We start from the raw sequence: 15,997 nt of genomic DNA on the forward strand, positions 1-15,997 counted from the left end.
TCGGCGGGGTCAGCGGGCGATCGGGGCCGCGGTGGCGTAGGTGATCTCGATCAGGTCGGCGGGGGAGAGCTCGATGTCCAGACCGCGTCGCCCGCCGGAGACGTAGACGGAGTCGTACGCCGTCGCGGACTCGTCGACCACGGTCGGGTGGGGACGCTTCTGGCCGACGGGTGAGATCCCGCCGGCGACGTAGCCGGTCGCACGCTCGGCCGCGGTCACCTCGGCCATCTGCGCCTTCGAGCCCCCCAGCGCACGGGCGAGTGCCTTGAGGTCGAGCTGGCCGGTGACCGGGACGATGCCGACGACGAGCTTGCCGTCGAGGGAGGCCATCAGCGTCTTGAAGACCCGTTCCGGCTCGACGCCGAGGGCCTCGGCGGCCTCGAGGCCGTAGGACTCCGCACGCGGGTCGTGCTCGTAGGGGTGCAGGGTGAAGTCGATGCCGGCCTGGGTCAGCGCGACGGTCGCCGGCGTGCCGCCGCCGGCCCGCTTCCCGGCCTGCTTTCCGGGCTGCTTTCCGGGCTGTCTCTTCGCCATCAGTTGGGGGACCACTTGGTGCGGGCGACCTCGGTCGCGGGCAGCGAGGGGATGACGTTCATCGCCTTGAGCTCGGAGCGGAGCAGGTCGGTGACCATGCCGAGGCGCACGCCGGCGTCGGGTGCCTCCAGGAGCGCCTGCCGGTCGGGCATGGGCAGGGGAGTGGTGGCCGAGATGGTCCAGGAGAGGAACTCCGGGTCCTTGGGGAGCGCGCCGGTGAACGGGTCGTCGCGGAACTCCAGCAGCGCGGCCCGGTAGGCGGTGAAGGTCGCGCGTGCGGTGTCGACGATGGCGTTCGGGACCGAGACGTGGTCCTCGGGAAGGTCCTCGACATCGGCGACGGGGAAGTCGCCCGAGCTGACCAGGCTGTCCATCCGGATCCGGTCGACCGCGAGCACCTCGAGGTCGAAGGAGTCGTCGTCGTGCCGCTCCACCTCGGTGATCAGCAGCTTGACCCCGACGCGGTAGAGCGACTGGGCGCCGGTCTCACCGACCTCGTAGCCCTCGCGGATCGCGACGGAGCCGAAGTGGCGGTCCTCCTCTTCCTGGCGGAGCAGGTGGTGCACCATCGCCCGGTAGCGGTCCTCGAAGACGCGCAGCGGAAGCGTCACGCCGGGAAACAGGACCGCGTTGAGCGGGAACATCGGCAGCCGGTCTGTCATCAGGCCAGACCATACCGGTCCGGCACTCGTCGCGAGTCGGGGTCTGGTCATCGACGCGCCTAGAATTGCGATCATGATTCGCCGCATCGACCTCAGGGGTGCCGACCCCACCGTTGACTACCGCGCCGCCGTGCCGCGCGCCGAGTTCGACATCGAGGCGGCCACGCATGCGGTGCAGCCGATCATCGAGGCCGTGCGTGAGCGCGGCCAGGAGGCGATCGCGGAGTTCTCCGAGAAGTTCGACGGCGTGCGTGTCGACGACATCCGGGTTCCGGCCGCGGCGCTGACCAAGGCGCTCGACGAGCTGGACCCGGCGATCCGGGCCGGGCTCGAGGAGTCGATCGCGCGGCTGCGTACGACCTGTGCCGCCGAGCTCGAGCAGGACGCGGTCACCGACCTGGCGCCCGGCGCCCGGGTGACGCACCGCAAGGTGCCGGTGGGGCGTGTGGGGCTCTATGTGCCCGGTGGTCTGGCTCCGCTGGTCTCCTCGGTCCTGATGAACGTCGTCCCCGCCCAGGTCGCCGGGGTGCCCTCGATCGCGCTGGCCTCGCCGCCGCAGAAGGAGTTCGGTGGGCTCCCGCAGCCGACCATCCTGGCCGCGTGCGCGCTGCTGGGCGTGGAGGAGGTCTATGCCGTCGGTGGTGCCCAGGCGATCGCGATGTTCGCCTACGGCGTCGAGCCGTGCGAGCGCGTCGACATGGTCACCGGACCCGGCAACATCTACGTCGTCACCGCCAAGCGCCTGCTCAAGGGCCAGGTCGGGATCGACTCGGAGGCCGGCCCGACGGAGATCGCGATCCTCGCCGACGAGACGGCCGAGGCCGCCTACGTCGCCGCCGACCTGATCTCCCAGGCCGAGCACGACCCCCTCGCGGCCTCGGTGCTGGTCACCGACTCCGAGACCCTCGCCGCCGACGTGGAGGCCGAGCTCGACAAGCAGGTCGCCGTGACCAAGCACGTCGAGCGGATCCGTACCTCACTGACCGGTGCGCAGTCGGGCATCGTGCTCGTCGACGACGTCGACCAGGGCGTCGAGGTCGTGAACGCGTACGCGGCCGAGCACCTCGAGATCCACACCGCCGATGCCGCACGGGTGGCCGGCCGGATCCGCAACGCCGGCGCGATCTTCGTGGGCTCCTACGCTCCGGTGTCGCTGGGTGACTACTGCGCCGGCTCCAACCACGTGCTGCCCACCGGCGGCTGTGCCTGCCACTCCTCGGGTCTCTCGGTGCGGGCCTTCACCAAGTCGATCCACGTCGTCGACTACTCCCGTGAGGGGCTGGCCGCGGTCAAGGACCACGTGGTCACCCTCGCTGAGGCCGAGGACCTGCCGGGCCACGGCGCGGCCGTGTCGGTGAGGTTCCCGTGAGCTGGCCGCCGATCCGTGCCGAGCTCGCCGGGATCGAGCCCTACGGCGCTCCGCAGCTGGACGTCCCGGTCCAGCTCAACGTCAACGAGAACCCCTACCAGCCCTCCGCCGAGACGATCGCCGACATCGCGGCCAGCGTCGGCCAGGCGGCACGAACGCTCAACCGCTATCCCGACCGCGAGTTCGTCGCGCTGCGGGAGGGGCTGGCTGCGTACCTCTCCTCGGATGTGGAGGCGCAGATCACGCCGGAGCAGGTGTGGGCGGCCAACGGGTCCAACGAGGTGATGCTGCAGCTGCTGCAGGCCTTCGGTGGCCCGGGGCGCACCGCGATCAGCTTCGCGCCGACGTACTCGATGTATCCGGAGTACGCCCGCGACACCAACACCGAGTGGCTGGTGGGCCACCGCGAGCAGGACTTCGCGATCGACCTCGACAAGGCGCGGGCGCTGGTCGAGGAGACCCGGCCGCACGTCGTGCTCCTGCCGAGCCCCAACAACCCGACCGGCACCGCGCTGCCGCTGGAGGCGGTCACGGTGCTGTGCGAGGCGGTCGGTGACGGCGGGATCGTCGTGGTCGACGAGGCCTACGGCGAGTTCCGGCGGACCGGGGTGCCCTCGGCGCTGGAGCTGCTCTCCGAGCACCGCAACCTGGTGGTCACCCGCACGATGTCGAAGGCGTTCGCCGGGGCCGGGCTGCGGCTCGGCTACCTGGCTGCCGACCCGGCGATCTGTGACGCGATCCGCGTCGTACGCCTGCCCTACCACCTCTCCGCGGTGACCCAGGCGGCGGCGAGCGTGGCCCTGCGGCACGCGCCGGAGCTGCTCGGCTACGTGGCCTCGCTTCGCCGGGAGCGGGACTCCCTCGTCACCTGGCTGCGCGGAGAAGGTCTCGAGGTGGCCGACTCGGACGCCAACTTCGTGCTCTTCGGCCGCTACGCCGACCGGCACGCCGTGTGGCAGGGGCTGCTCGACCACGGCGTGCTCATCCGCGAGACCGGCCCCGACGGCTGGCTTCGGGTCTCGGTCGGGACCCCCGAGGAGATGGCCGCCTTCAAGCAAGCGTTGACCGATGTGAATGGAGAACGAGCATGACCGCACGCACCGCGCGGATCGAGCGGGAGACCTCGGAGTCGAAGGTCGTCGTCGAGGTGAACCTCGACGGCACCGGACGGGTGGACGTCGCGACCGGCGTCGGGTTCTACGACCACATGCTGACCGCCTTCGGCCGGCACTCGCTGGTCGACCTGACCGTGCACTCCGAGGGCGACGTGCACATCGACGCCCACCACACCGTCGAGGACACCGCGATCGTGCTCGGCCAGGCGCTGCGCGAGGCGCTGGGGGACAAGAAGGGCATCCGCCGCTACGGCGATGCCACCGTCCCGCTCGACGAGGCCCTGGTGCGATGCGTCGTGGACGTCTCCGGGCGCCCCTACTCGGTTCACACCGGCGAGCCCGAGGGCCAGCAGTACGTGCTGCTCGGCGGCTCCGGGGTGCCCTACCTCGGCTCCCTGACCCAGCACGTCTTCGACTCGATCGCCCACCACGCCCACCTGACGATGCACGTCAACGTGCTCGCCGGGCGCGAGCCGCACCACATCGTGGAGACCCAGTTCAAGGCGTTCGCGCGGGCCTTCCGCGACGCGATCGCCTACGACCCGCGCGAGACCGGGATCCCGTCGACGAAGGGTGCCCTGTGACTGGGCCGTCGGTGGTGGTGCTCGACTACGGATCCGGGAACGTACGCTCCGCCGTCCGCGCCGTCGAGCGTGCCGGTGCCTCGGTCGAGCTGACCGGTGACCTCGACGCCGCGATGGCGGCCGACGGGCTGCTGGTGCCGGGCGTGGGCGCGTTCGAGGCCTGCATGAAGGGGCTTCGGGCGATCCGCGGCGAGCGGATCATCGCCCGCAGGCTCGCCGGCGGCCGTCCGGTCATGGGGATCTGCGTCGGCATGCAGATCCTCTTCGAGACCGGCATCGAGCACGGTGTCGAGACCGAGGGCTGCGGTGAGTGGCCCGGTGTCGTCGAGCGTCTGCAGGCGCCGATCGTGCCGCACATGGGCTGGAACACTCTCGACGTACCGTCCGGGACGTCCCTGTTCGCGGGTGTCGAGAAGGAGCGGTTCTACTTCGTGCACTCCTACGGCGTGCGTGACTGGACCCTGGTCACCAACGACCGCACCGTCGCGCCGCTGGTCACCTGGGCCGAGCACGGTGGCGACCGCTTCGTGGCCGCCGTGGAGAACGGCCCGCTGAGCGCCACCCAGTTCCACCCGGAGAAGTCCGGCGACGCCGGCGCCGCGGTCCTGCGCAACTGGGTGCTCTCCTTGAAGGCGGCGTAGGTGGCCCAGACCGGAGCCCGGGCGAAGGCCCGTGCCGAGCGCGAGCGGCTGGCGGCTGAGGCCGCCGAGCAGCGGGCCGCCCGGGCGGCCAGGTCCGCCGAGCGCCGAGCGCGCCGTGAGCGGTTGGCCAGGTGGGTTCCGGCTCGCCGGTCCCGGCCGGTCAGTGCGCTCGCGGAGCGCCGGCGGCGCAACGTACGGATCTTGATCGTCGTCCTTCTCCTCCTCAACGCGCTCGTCTACCTGGTCACCGAGGACGTCGGCACGGTCGTCTTCGCGGCCATCGCGTCGGTGCTGGTCGCGCCTGTGGTCTACACGCTGCTGTTCCGCCGCTAGAGTGGCCCGATGGCAGCCAAGACGACCTGGACCGACGCCGATCCGGTGGGTTTCATCGAGGCTGTCTCGCCACAGAAGCGTCGCCTGGACGCGGTTGTGCTGCTGGAGCTGATGCGACGCGTCACCGGTGCGGAGCCGCGGATGTTCGGCACCGCGATCGTGGGCTTCGGCGAGTACCACTACAAGTACGCCAGTGGCACCGAGGGCGATGCCCCGGCGGCCGGCTTCTCGCCGCGCAAGGCCGCCTCGGTCGTCTACCTCAACGACGGCATCTCGGCCCACGAGAACCTCCTCGCCCGCCTCGGCCCACACACCAACGGCGTCGGCTGCCTCTATCTCAAGGATCTGGACGCGGTCGACCTGGAGATCCTCGAAGAGATCGTCCGACGCTCGTACGCCACCCTGACCAGCGGCACCTACGGCAACCGCGCCGCAGAGGGATGAGCGTCGTGATCGACGACTTCGCCAAGGCCCACCTGCACGACAAGCTCCGCGGGGTCCGCGACGCGCTGGTGTGGAAGCTCGAGGGGCTCTCGGACGATGACGTCCGTCGTCCGATGACCCCGACCGGCACCAACCTGCTCGGGCTGGTCAAGCACAACGCCCTCTCCGACGCCCGCTACTTCGGCGAGGTCTTCGGTCGTACGCCGCCGCTCGACCTACCGCCGTGGGACACCGCCGGCTGGTGGGACGCCACCCACCGGGCCGGCGAGCACGAGAGCCGCAGCGACGTTCTCGACCTCGCCGACCGCGTCTGGTCCCACGTCGACGCCACCATCGAGGCGCTCCCGATCGACGCCCCCGGCTACGTACCGTGGTGGGACGAGGAGGTCATGCTCTTCAACGTCATGGCCGCCCGCCTCTGCGACGCCACCCGTCACGCCGGCCACGCCGACATCCTCCGCGAGAGCATCGACGGCTCCGTGGGCGTCAATCCCGGGAGCGCCACTTAGCCGAGTCGCGTCTCACGTGTAGCGTCGCGACGGTGGCCCTCCGCGCTTCTTCGCTGACGACGGACGACATCGACTGGGTCTGGGACCTCTATCGGACGACTCTCCTGCCCGATCAGGTCGAGGTCACCGGGCGTCCCGAGAGCGAGCTGTACGCGGCACAGGTCGCCGGGCTTGAGTCCGGATCGTTCTCCGCCCTGGTCGACGATGACGGCCAACGGGTCGGCTTCATCCGCGTCACCGACGACGGCACGGCATTGACCCTCCGAGACCTCGCCATCGAACCGGACCAGCAGGGTCGTGGTCTCGGCAGCGCGGCCGTCGCATTGGTCGCCGCGCGTGCTGCGTTGGCCGGCCAGGACGTTGTGCTCCGGGTCCTCCACATCAATCCCCGCGCACGGAGCCTCTATGAACGGCTCGGTTTCGAGGTCGACGAGGAACGCAGCAGATCCACCCAGATGCGACTGTCGGCACCTGCGGTGCACAGGTGGGCGATCCCCGAGCGGGAGTACGCGCGGCAGGAGGCTCGGCGCGGTAGGCGCCATGCGTACGAGTCCCTCGACCCGGCCAGGACGGCGCTGCTGGTCGTCGACCTGGTCCCGTTCTTCTATGAGGCGAATGCGACCTGCTTCGCGATCACCCCGAACGTAGGCCTGCTGGCGGCTGCGCTTCGTGAGGCGGGCGGCGTGGTCGCGTGGGTCGTTCCGGGCGACCCCGGGCCGATGAAGTGGGCGCGGGAGTTCCGCGGGGAGGAGGTGGCGGAGATGTTCCGGGGTAGCGGTGGGACCGGGCCGGTCGCGGGTCGGCTCGGGCCTGGTCTCGAGGCGCGCGATGGTGACCTCCTCGTCGAGAAGACCGCGACCAGTGCGCTCTTCCCGGGCAGCTCGACGCTGCACGAACAGCTCCAGGACCGAGGCATCGAGACCGTCGTCGTCACCGGCACGCTCACCGAGGTCTGCGTCGCCGGCACGGCGCGCGACGCGGCCACGCTGGGATATCGCACGCTCCTGGTCGCTGACGCGACCGCGGGCCGCGACGACGAGTCCCACAATGCGACGCTGACGACGATCTATCGCACCTTCGGGGACGTACGCAGCACCGAAGACGTCCTCGAACTCCTCGCCGCAGGCGTACTGTCGTGACATGACCGACTACGAGGTCTCCAGGTCCGCAGTCCTGCCGGGTGACATCGGGCGCGTCCACGCGTTGATCGACGACTTCCGCGAGTGGCCCTCCTGGTCACCCTGGGAGGGGCTCGACCCGGACATGTCGCGCACCTACTCGGGTGCCGATTCCGGTGTCGGCGCGCGCTATGCCTGGTCCGGCAACAAGCGCGCGGGGGCCGGTGCGATGGAGATCACCGAGTCGACGCCCGAGCACATCGAGGTCGCGCTGGAGTTCCTCAAGCCGTTCAAGAGCCGCAGCACGGTGAGCTTCGACCTGGCCACCGTCGTCGACGGCACCCGGCTGACCTGGACCCATGCCGGGTCCGTGAGCGGCGTGATGGGCGTAATGGCCAGGTTCTACTCGATGGAGAAGGCGATCGCGCCCGACATGGAGAAGGGGCTCGCCAACCTGGCGACCGCGACAGCGGGCCCGAATCCGATTGCGTAGGAAGCCCGGCGCGACCTAGGTTGCCGGGCATGACACCTCGGCGGTTCGGGATCTGCATCGACGCCAACGACCCGGAGCGGGTCGCGAGATTCTGGGCGGCGGTGCTCGGCCGGGAGATCGAGGCCGTCGGCGAGGAGGTGCGGCTGCTGCCACGGACGGATAACGACATCCGGATGCGGTTCCTGGCCACGGACGCGCCGAAGTCGCTGGAGAACCCGCACCACCTCCACCTGACCAGCACGCTTCCGGACGACCAGCAGCGGACCGTCGACCGGTTGCTCGGCCTCGGCGCCACCCACCTCGATGTGGGCCAGCTGCCCGAGGAGGACCACATCGTGCTCGGTGACCCGGAGGGCAACGAGCTGTGCGTGATCCCGGCCGGCAACAGCTGGCTCGCCGGGACCGGCTTGCTGGGTGAGGTCGCCGCGGACGGGTCGCGCGAGACCGGCGTGTTCTGGAGCGCGGCGCTCGGCTGGCCGCTGGTCTGGGACCAGGACGGCGAGACCGCGGTCGCGACGCCGTCGGGCAGCGCCAAGATCGCCTGGGGCGGGCCGCCGCCGGTGCCGCGCGGGCCGCGGGACCGGTTCCGCTTCGACCTGATCGCGCCCGAGGACACCGGTCCCGCCGCCGAGATCAGCCGCCTCGTCGGTCTCGGTGCGACCGTTGTCGAGGAGACGTACGGGGACGGGCGGTGGGCGAGGATGACCGACCCGGACGCGTACGAGTTCACGTTGCTGGCGCCTCGCTGAGCGTGTCTTGACGGAGGAACCGTCTCGCAGCCGGACGGCGGGGCAGGAGTGGCGGCGTACAGAACATAGGATCGTCCCCATGGGTGACTACCTCGAGCTCCTGCCGGCCGTCGACGTGAAGGGCGGGCAGGCGGTGCAGCTGGTCCAGGGCGTGGACGGGTCGGAGAAGCGGTTCGGAGATCCGTTCGAGGCCGCGCTGAGGTGGCAGGAGACCGGCGCCGAGTGGATCCATCTGGTCGACCTCGACGCGGCGTTCGGCCACGGCAACAACCGCGAGATCCTCGCCGGGATCGTCGGCAAGCTCGACATCAAGGTCGAGATGAGCGGCGGGATCCGCGACGACGAGTCCCTCGCGGCCGCGATGGCGACCGGCTGCCGTCGCGTCAACATCGGCACCGCCGCGCTCGAGAACCCGGAGTGGACCCGTGCCGCGATCGCGGAGTACGGCGACCGGGTCGCGGTGGGCCTGGACGTACGCGGCCGAACCCTCGCCGCGCGCGGCTGGACCAAGGACGGCGGCGACCTCTACGAGACCCTCGCTCGCCTCGACTCCGAGGGCTGCGCGCGCTACGTCGTCACCGACGTCAACAAGGACGGCATGCTCCAGGGCCCCAACCTCGACCTGCTCCGCGCGGTCTGCGAGGCCACCGACCGACCGGTCGTGGCGAGCGGGGGAGTGACCACGATCGACGACATCGAGGCGCTGATGGGCCTGGTCGAGGTCGGCGTGGAGGGTGCGATCGCCGGGACGGCGCTCTACACCGGCTCGTTGAACCTCGCCGAGGCACTCGACCTCACCCTGGGGCGACCGCGCGGGGACCAGTCATGACCTTGGCCGTACGCGTCATCCCCTGCCTCGACGTCGACGCAGGTCGCGTCGTCAAGGGGATCAACTTCAAGGAGCTTCGCGACGCCGGCGACCCGGTGGAGCTGGCCGCGACGTACGACAAGGAAGGCGCCGACGAGCTCACCTTCCTCGACATCTCCGCCTCGCATGAGGGGCGGGCGACCACGCTCGAGATCGTCACCCGCACCGCCGAGCAGGTCTTCATCCCGCTCACGGTCGGCGGCGGCATCCGCAGCGTCGACGACGTGGACCGGATGCTTCGTGCCGGTGCGGACAAGATCGCGGTCAACACCGCGGCCATCGACCGCCCCGAGCTGATCGCCGAGATCGCCGACCGGTTCGGCAACCAGGTGCTCGTGCTCTCCGTCGACGCCCGCCGGGCGCCGGGGACCGACTCCGGTTTCGAAGTCACGACCCACGGCGGCCGCAAGTCCGCCGGGTTGGATGCGATCGAGTGGGCGGCGAGGGCCGTCGAGCTCGGTGCCGGTGAGATCCTGCTCAACGCCATGGACGCCGACGGCACCGAGGACGGCTTCGACATCGACCTGATCAAGGCCGTACGCAGCGAGGTCACCGTCCCGGTCATCGCCTCCGGTGGCGCCGGCAGGGCCGACCACTTCCCGCCCGCGGTCGACGCCGGCGCGGATGCCGTCCTGGCGGCCACCATCTTCCACTTCGGCAAGGTGCGGATCGGCGAGGTCAAGCAGGCGCTCTCCGGCGCCGGCGCGCCCGTTCGCTGACGCCCCCGGGCGCCGCCCGCTAGCTCAGCAGCGAGCTCGGGATCTGCCCGTGGCGTACGCGCTGGGGGTGGTTGCCGACGTCGAGGTAGGCGAGCTCCTCGCCGGTGCGGAAGTCGATCACGGCGACCGCGTCGGCGCCCGAGAGTGATGCCCAGCAGGTGTTGCCGAGGCCTTCGGTGGTCCAGTAGGGCTTGCCGTAGTAGTGGCCGGTGGTCTCCTCGTCGAGGATGGTGTGCTCGCCGCTGGAGCGGTCGACCATCGCGACGTAGTCGTCCATCGTGCCCGCCGCGCACAGGGTCTCGCCCTTGGAGTCGATCGAGAGACCGTGGTGGGCGGAGTCGTTGACGTAGAGCTCGCGGGGCAGCTGGGTGTGCTTGGGAAGCTGGATGACGCGGGTGACGGCGCCGGTGCGGGGCTCCTCGAAGGCGCCGGTGGAGTAGCCGACCTTCCCGTCGATGTCGGCGGCCTGGGTGTCGAACTCGACGATGCCGTGCAGGAACGACATCTGGAAGTAGATGAACCGTTCGCCGGGCGCGACCGCCATGGGGCGTACGGCTGAGGAGATCGAGGGGTAGCCGGCCTCCTCCAGCTCCTTGCCCATCTCCCAGCGCTTCTCGATCCCGAACGAGGCCTCCTCGACGATCTCGAACCAGCGGTCGCCCTTGATCGCGTCGTGGATCGGGCCGATCTTGATCGGCGGGAGCAGGTCGGTGCCGGGGATGGTGCCGAGTCCGAGCTGGTCGAGGTTGATCAGCGGCAGCGATTCGAGGGAGATCTCCTTCTGGTCGCCGGGCAGGTAGACGCGGCCGATGGAGGCGTGGAAGATGCGCGAGCCGTCCTCGGAGTAGTTGTTCTCGTGGGGCGTCTCGCCCGACTCGAACGTACGCAGCCGCTCACCCGTCCGCGGGTCGCCCGCACCGCCCATCCAGTACTCGTGCACCGAGCGCGAGGTCGAGTCCGAGACCAGCAGCTTGGTGCCGTCGGGGGAGAGGCCCATGTGGTCGGTGCGGTGGCCGTCCATCTGCTGCTCGACCACGACGGAGTCCGGCGCGCCCGCGAGCGCCTTCTCGATGTCGATCCAGACCACGTCGGCGAGGCTGGGCCGCGAGACCGCCAGCAGCTTGCCGTCCCGGGTGGTGAACATGTCGTCCACGAGCTGGTCGTTGCCCTCACCGGGGCCGTAGCGGACCAGGTAGTACATCGCCAGCCGCTCGGGATCCTGGTGGATCTCGGCGATCTCCTGCTTCTTGTCGGGCACCAGGTCGATGTCCTTGCGCAGCACCTCGAGGCTGCGGGCGTCGACGATCGAGGCCGTCCCGTCCCAGTTGTTGCCCACGACCATCACGTCCCGCAGCTCCGGGGTCGCGCTCGCGCTGATCGCCGGCGCGGCTGCGGTGAGCGAGAAGACGAAGAGCATGGCGACGGTGACTGCTGCCGCACGACGCATCGCGGGACCTCCTGGGGGATTCGGTTATCTGAGACACAACGTCTCGAGACCCGGGGAGGTTACGGGCAGTACGTGGCGTGGTGGGTCGGCGTGGTCAGAAGCCGAGGCTCGCGTTCTCCAACAGCGTGATCTGCTCGGCCGGCCCGTCGAAGGAGAGCCCCCGCACCTGGTGACGCCCGAAGCAGAAGAGCAGAAGCTCGCTGACGGGGCCGGTGATGGTGACCGGCTCCTCGCCGGCCCGGAGGGTGGCGGTGTCGGTGCCGTTGCTGACCACGAGCGGGGTGTCGGCGGACCGGACCAGGCTCCTGCCGAACAGCTTCAGGGTGCGCCAGAGCTCGCGCTCGGCAGCCGCGGGGAGCGTACGCGGCGCCCAGCCCGGCTGGGCGCGGCGGAGGTCCTCGTGGTGGACGAAGAACTCCACGGTGTTGACCGCCTTGTCGATCGGTCCGAGCGCGAACGGGGTGCCCTTCGGGTCGCGGAGGCGGTCGGCGAGAGCCTCGAGCGGCTGGGCGGCGTAGGCGGCCTCCGCCTTCCTCAGCACGGGCGCGAGCGGTGTGAGGAAGTTGCCCGCCGCTGCCCAGGGGCGGCGCTCGCGGACGAGCAGGTGCACCAGCAGGTCCTTGACCTCCCAGCCTTCGCAGAGCGTGGGGGCCGTCGGCCCGAGAGAGACGGCGGTGTCGCACAGGGCGATGCGCTCGGAGCGCGCGAAGGAAGCCACGGCTTGCACTCTATCGAGCCGTCGGGCGCTGGGTGGTTCCAAAAAAATTCGTCGCAGGAACGGCGCTGACCTAGGCTTTACCTCGAGATGAGCGACGAGGATCTGATACCCCAGCGGGCCACGACGACCGACGGGTTCAAGGTTCTCGGAGTCGCGATCCGGCGCGAGTGGGCGGTCTTCACGCTCTCGACCCTCGGTTCCGCGCTCTTCGGTGCGCTGACCGTCGCCGACGCCTGGGTGCTGGGCTGGTCCACCGACCACGTGCTGGTGCCGGCGCTGCGCGACGGCGAGATCGGCGCCGGCTGGCTGTGGGCCGTGGTGGGGCTCTTCGTCGGCGTCGCGATCCTGCGGGCCGTCGGGGTGGTGGCACGGCGGCTCGGCGCCGGGGTGATGCAGTACCGCATGCAGGCCCATTCGCGCCGCGCGGTCACCCGGCAGTACCTGGCGCTTCCCCTCGCCTGGCACCACCGGCACCCGACCGGCCAGCTGCTCTCCAACGCCAACTCCGACGTCGAGGCGTCCTGGGCGCCGATCGCGCCGCTGCCGATGGCCGTCGGCACCCTCGCGATGATGGTGATCGCGATCGGGCAGATGTTCTGGACCGACGTCGTCCTGGCCTCGGTCGCGATCCTCGTCTTTCCAGCGGTCGTCGTCGCCAACCTGGTCTTCCAGCGCTTCTCCTCGCCGCTGATGACCCGCGCCCAGCAGCTGCGCGCGGAGCTCTCCGGGATCGCCCACGAGTCCTTCGACGGCGCCCTGGTCGTCAAGACCCTGGGCCGCGAGGCGGAGGAGACCACCCGCTTCCAGGACAAGGCCCAGGAGCTGCGCGACGTCAACATCCGCGCCGGCCGCCTCCGCGCCGCCTTCGACCCGATCCTGGCCGCGCTGCCCAACGTCGGGGTCCTCGCCGTCCTGGCCGTCGGCGTCGGCCGCGTATCCAGCGGATCCGCCGCGCCCGGTGACGTCGTCCAGATCGCCTTCCTGCTCACCATCGTCGCCTTCCCGATCCGTTCCTTCGGCTGGCTTCTGGGGGAGTTCCCGCGCAGCGTGGTCGGCTACCGGCGGGTCCAGCGGGTCCTGGACGCGACCGGACGCCTGGCCTACGGCACCGCGAAGACCAGCCGCGAACCGGCCGGCGCTCGCGTCCGGGTCGACGGCGTCGCCTACGCCTACGCCGACGGTCCGCCGCTTCTCGACGGCGTCGACTTCGAGGTCGAGCCGGGGCGTACAGTCGCGATCGTCGGCGAGACGGCCGCCGGCAAGAGCACCCTGACCATGCTGCTCGCGCGGCTCGTCGACCCGGAGTCCGGCCGGATCACCCTGGACGGCACCGACCTGCGCGACCTGGACGTGGGGGAGTGGGCCCGGGTCGCGGCGCTGGTGCCGCAGACGGCCTTCGTCTTCGACGACTCCGTACGCGGCAACGTCACCCTCGGCGCAGACCTCACCGACGACGAGGTCTGGTCAGCGCTCAAGGCGGCTCAGGCCGACGGCTTCGTCACCGCACTGCCCAACGGCCTCGACACCACCCTCGGCGAGCGCGGTGCGAGCCTCTCCGGTGGGCAGCGCCAGCGCCTGGCGCTGGCAAGGGCACTCGTACGCCGCCCACGACTCCTGATCCTCGACGACGCCACTTCCGCGGTCGACCCCGAGGTCGAGCAGCGCATCCTCGCCGCGCTGCGTGACGGAGGCGGTGACACCAGCCTCGTCGTGGTCGCCTACCGCAAGGCCACGATCGCGCTCGCCGACGAGGTCGTGCACCTCGAGGACGGCCGCATCCGCGACCGCGGCACCCACACCGAGCTGCTCGCTCGCGATGAGTCCTACGCCCGCCTGGTGAACGCCTACGAGACCCCGGAGGCCATCCAGTGACGGCGACCCTAGAACCCCAGACCCGGGTCGACAGCGGCGAGGAGCTCGGCGCGATCGAGACCATCCGCCGGGGCATCAAGCACTCCCCGGAGCTGGTCGAGGGCATCCGCGGCACCTTCGCGCTGGCCGTGATCGCGAGCGTCGGGCAGGTCGTCGTTCCTGTCGTCGTCCAGCAGACCCTCGACAACGGCCTGAGCGGTCCGGACGGCCCCGACCTCGGCTACGTCCTGCGCGCCGGTCTCATCGCGGTGGTCGCCATCGCCGTCACGGGCGTGGCGTCGTTCCTGATGACGAGCCGGCTCTTCACCGCCGCCGAGCGGGGCCTGGCGACGCTGCGTACGAAAGCCTTCCGGCACGTCCACGACCTGCCGATGCTCACCCAGTCGACCGAACACCGCGGGGCGCTGGTCTCACGGGTGACCAGCGACGTCGACCAGGTCAGCCAGTTCATCGTCTTCGGCGGTCTGCTCTTCATCGTCAGCATCGGGCAGATGCTGATCGCCACCGTCGTGATGGTGATCTACTCCTGGCAGCTCGCGATCCTGGTCTGGCTCTGCTTCGGCCCGCTCTTCCTGAGCCTGCGGTTCTTCCAGCGCAAGCTGTCCGCGGCCTACACCCTCTCCCGCCGCCAGGTCGCCAAGATGCTCTCCGCCGTCTCCGAGCCGGTCGTCGGCGCAGCCGTGGTGAAGGCGTACGCGGTCGAGGACCGCACCCAGGAGCGCATCGACCGCGAGATCGATGCGACCAGCGCCGCCCAGATCAAGGCGCAGGCCTACACCTCGGTCTTCTTCAGCCTCGGTGGCCTCTCGGGCGGCCTCGCCAACGCCGGCGTGATCGTCGGCGGCGTCCTGCTGGCGCTCGCCTACCGGGGCACCGGCGGCGCACTGACCGTCGGCGAGATCCTGGCCTTCGCGTTCCTGGTGACGCTCTTCGTGGGTCCCGTGCAGATGGGTACGCAGATCCTCACCGACGCGCAGAACGCGATCGCCTCCTGGCGGCGCACGATCGGGATCCTGGACACGCCCGCGGACCTCGTCGACCCGGGCGCCGCGGGCACGGCTCTGCCCCGAGGCCCGCTCTCGATCGAGTTCGACGCGGTCACCTTCGCCTACCCCGGCGGCCGTCCGGTCCTCCACGACATCTCCTTCGAGATCGCCCCTGGCCGCCGGGTCGCCGTGGTCGGCGAGACCGGGTCGGGGAAGTCGACGATCGCGAAGCTGCTCACCCGGGTGATGGACGTGACCGAGGGCAGGGTGCGCCTCGACGGCGTCGATGTACGCGAGATCGGCAACGCCTCGCTGCGCACCAGCGTCGTCCTCGTCCCGCAGGAGGGCTTCCTCTTCGACTCCACGCTGGCCGACAACGTCCGTTACGGCCGGCTGGACGCGACCGACGAGGAGATCGAGGAGGCTGCCCGGGTGCTCGGCCTGGGCGACTGGCTCGCCGGTCTCCCCGATGGCGTACGCACGAGCGTCGGGCAGCGCGGCGAGTCGCTCTCGGCGGGGGAGCGCCAGCTCGTGGCGCTGTTGCGCGCCCAGCTCGCCGACCCTGACCTGCTGGTACTCGACGAGGCCACCTCCGCCGTCGACCCGCGCCTGGAGATGCGGATCAACCGGGCGCTGGAGCGCCTGATGAGCGGACGCACCTCGGTCACCATCGCCCACCGCCTCTCCACCGCCGAGGCCGCCGACGAGGTGATCGTCGTCGATGCCGGTCACCTCGCCCAGCGCGGACCGCACAGCGAGCTGGTGGCCCAGGCAGGATCCACCTACGCCCGCCTGCATGCCTCCTGGGTCGCCCAACAGGGCAGCTGAGCGAAGCG

At 70.6% G+C, this 15,997-nt stretch carries 18 protein-coding genes; 14 read left to right on the top strand and 4 right to left on the bottom strand.

The genetic code is table 11. From position 1 onward, the window contains the following. Positions 1-9: 9 nt before the first annotated feature. Both ybaK and BLT25_RS12970 read right to left on the bottom strand, forming a co-directional pair. The gene (gene ybaK, locus BLT25_RS12965) at positions 10-534 is read right to left on the bottom strand and encodes a Cys-tRNA(Pro) deacylase (protein ID WP_091046451.1); all 525 of its coding nucleotides are present in this window, start codon (positions 532-534) and stop codon (positions 10-12) included. Continuing rightward, positions 534-1,196, bottom strand: coding sequence for an LON peptidase substrate-binding domain-containing protein (locus BLT25_RS12970; protein ID WP_091046453.1), 663 nt, complete (start codon positions 1,194-1,196; stop codon positions 534-536). The genes ybaK and BLT25_RS12970 overlap by 1 nt, the downstream gene beginning before the upstream one ends. A 73-nt stretch (positions 1,197-1,269) precedes the next feature. On the opposite strand from BLT25_RS12970, the gene hisD reads away from it, so the two are divergent. From hisD to hisF, 12 genes are all read left to right on the top strand, one after another. Further along, positions 1,270-2,565, top strand: a complete 1,296-nt coding sequence (gene hisD, locus BLT25_RS12975) for a histidinol dehydrogenase (protein WP_091046455.1) — start codon at positions 1,270-1,272, stop codon at positions 2,563-2,565. Further along, positions 2,562-3,656, top strand: a complete 1,095-nt coding sequence (locus BLT25_RS12980) for a histidinol-phosphate transaminase (protein ID WP_091046458.1) — start codon at positions 2,562-2,564, stop codon at positions 3,654-3,656. The genes hisD and BLT25_RS12980 overlap by 4 nt, the downstream gene beginning before the upstream one ends. After that, positions 3,653-4,264, top strand: coding sequence for an imidazoleglycerol-phosphate dehydratase HisB (gene hisB, locus BLT25_RS12985; RefSeq protein ID WP_091046460.1), 612 nt, complete (start codon positions 3,653-3,655; stop codon positions 4,262-4,264). Before BLT25_RS12980 ends, hisB begins: the two co-directional genes overlap by 4 nt. Then, positions 4,261-4,905 (top strand): imidazole glycerol phosphate synthase subunit HisH, encoded by a 645-nt coding sequence (hisH, locus tag BLT25_RS12990; RefSeq protein WP_091046462.1) that lies wholly within the window; start codon positions 4,261-4,263, stop codon positions 4,903-4,905. Before hisB ends, hisH begins: the two co-directional genes overlap by 4 nt. Further along, a complete protein-coding gene (locus tag BLT25_RS12995; RefSeq protein WP_091046464.1) occupies positions 4,906-5,238 on the top strand; it encodes a hypothetical protein in 333 nt (110 codons plus the stop codon). Positions 5,239-5,247: 9 nt separating this feature from the next. Then, on the top strand, positions 5,248-5,682 hold the full coding sequence (locus BLT25_RS13000; RefSeq protein WP_091046466.1) for a DUF1801 domain-containing protein: 435 nt from the start codon (positions 5,248-5,250) through the stop codon (positions 5,680-5,682). Positions 5,683-5,687: 5 nt separating this feature from the next. Continuing rightward, a complete protein-coding gene (locus BLT25_RS13005; protein ID WP_091046468.1) occupies positions 5,688-6,191 on the top strand; it encodes a DinB family protein in 504 nt (167 codons plus the stop codon). 32 nt (positions 6,192-6,223) lie between these two features. Next, positions 6,224-7,330: an isochorismatase family protein gene (locus BLT25_RS13010; protein ID WP_176883846.1), complete on the top strand. Its 1,107-nt coding sequence runs from the start codon at positions 6,224-6,226 to the stop codon at positions 7,328-7,330. Position 7,331: 1 nt separating this feature from the next. After that, a complete protein-coding gene (locus BLT25_RS13015) occupies positions 7,332-7,802 on the top strand; it encodes an SRPBCC family protein (protein WP_091046472.1) in 471 nt (156 codons plus the stop codon). Positions 7,803-7,831: 29 nt separating this feature from the next. Further along, the gene (locus tag BLT25_RS13020) at positions 7,832-8,551 is read left to right on the top strand and encodes a VOC family protein (protein WP_091046474.1); all 720 of its coding nucleotides are present in this window, start codon (positions 7,832-7,834) and stop codon (positions 8,549-8,551) included. A 79-nt stretch (positions 8,552-8,630) separates the two neighbouring features. After that, positions 8,631-9,380 (top strand): bifunctional 1-(5-phosphoribosyl)-5-((5-phosphoribosylamino)methylideneamino)imidazole-4-carboxamide isomerase/phosphoribosylanthranilate isomerase PriA, encoded by a 750-nt coding sequence (priA, locus tag BLT25_RS13025; RefSeq protein WP_091046477.1) that lies wholly within the window; start codon positions 8,631-8,633, stop codon positions 9,378-9,380. Next, positions 9,377-10,138 (top strand): imidazole glycerol phosphate synthase subunit HisF, encoded by a 762-nt coding sequence (gene hisF, locus BLT25_RS13030; protein WP_091046480.1) that lies wholly within the window; start codon positions 9,377-9,379, stop codon positions 10,136-10,138. Before priA ends, hisF begins: the two co-directional genes overlap by 4 nt. Positions 10,139-10,157: 19 nt before the next feature. On the opposite strand, the gene BLT25_RS13035 is transcribed toward hisF, so the two are convergent. Both BLT25_RS13035 and BLT25_RS13040 read right to left on the bottom strand, forming a co-directional pair. Beyond that, positions 10,158-11,585, bottom strand: coding sequence for a YncE family protein (locus tag BLT25_RS13035; protein WP_091046482.1), 1,428 nt, complete (start codon positions 11,583-11,585; stop codon positions 10,158-10,160). Positions 11,586-11,679: 94 nt separating this feature from the next. Beyond that, on the bottom strand, positions 11,680-12,303 hold the full coding sequence (locus BLT25_RS13040; protein WP_176883848.1) for a TIGR03085 family metal-binding protein: 624 nt from the start codon (positions 12,301-12,303) through the stop codon (positions 11,680-11,682). 87 nt (positions 12,304-12,390) lie between these two features. Between BLT25_RS13040 and BLT25_RS13045 the strand changes: the two genes are divergently transcribed. After that, a complete protein-coding gene (locus BLT25_RS13045; protein ID WP_091046484.1) occupies positions 12,391-14,175 on the top strand; it encodes an ABC transporter ATP-binding protein in 1,785 nt (594 codons plus the stop codon). Further along, positions 14,172-15,989 carry an ABC transporter ATP-binding protein gene (locus BLT25_RS13050; RefSeq protein WP_091046487.1) on the top strand — a complete coding sequence of 606 codons (1,818 nt, stop codon included), beginning with the start codon at positions 14,172-14,174 and terminating at the stop codon, positions 15,987-15,989. Before BLT25_RS13045 ends, BLT25_RS13050 begins: the two co-directional genes overlap by 4 nt. Positions 15,990-15,997 lie beyond the last annotated feature (8 nt).

The organism is Nocardioides sp. YR527 (assembly GCF_900101045.1).
Taxonomy (GTDB): domain Bacteria; phylum Actinomycetota; class Actinomycetes; order Propionibacteriales; family Nocardioidaceae; genus Nocardioides.

Coding starts and splice junctions, on each gene's coding strand:
- ybaK (WP_091046451.1), bottom strand. CDS start 534: ATGGCGAAGAGACAGCCCGGAAAGCAGCCCGGAAAGCAGGCCGGGAAG.
- BLT25_RS12970 (WP_091046453.1), bottom strand. CDS start 1,196: ATGACAGACCGGCTGCCGATGTTCCCGCTCAACGCGGTCCTGTTTCCC.
- hisD (WP_091046455.1), top strand. CDS start 1,270: ATGATTCGCCGCATCGACCTCAGGGGTGCCGACCCCACCGTTGACTAC.
- hisB (WP_091046460.1), top strand. CDS start 3,653: ATGACCGCACGCACCGCGCGGATCGAGCGGGAGACCTCGGAGTCGAAG.
- BLT25_RS13000 (WP_091046466.1), top strand. CDS start 5,248: ATGGCAGCCAAGACGACCTGGACCGACGCCGATCCGGTGGGTTTCATC.
- BLT25_RS13015 (WP_091046472.1), top strand. CDS start 7,332: ATGACCGACTACGAGGTCTCCAGGTCCGCAGTCCTGCCGGGTGACATC.
- BLT25_RS13020 (WP_091046474.1), top strand. CDS start 7,832: ATGACACCTCGGCGGTTCGGGATCTGCATCGACGCCAACGACCCGGAG.
- priA (WP_091046477.1), top strand. CDS start 8,631: ATGGGTGACTACCTCGAGCTCCTGCCGGCCGTCGACGTGAAGGGCGGG.
- hisF (WP_091046480.1), top strand. CDS start 9,377: ATGACCTTGGCCGTACGCGTCATCCCCTGCCTCGACGTCGACGCAGGT.
- BLT25_RS13035 (WP_091046482.1), bottom strand. CDS start 11,585: ATGCGTCGTGCGGCAGCAGTCACCGTCGCCATGCTCTTCGTCTTCTCG.
- BLT25_RS13045 (WP_091046484.1), top strand. CDS start 12,391: ATGAGCGACGAGGATCTGATACCCCAGCGGGCCACGACGACCGACGGG.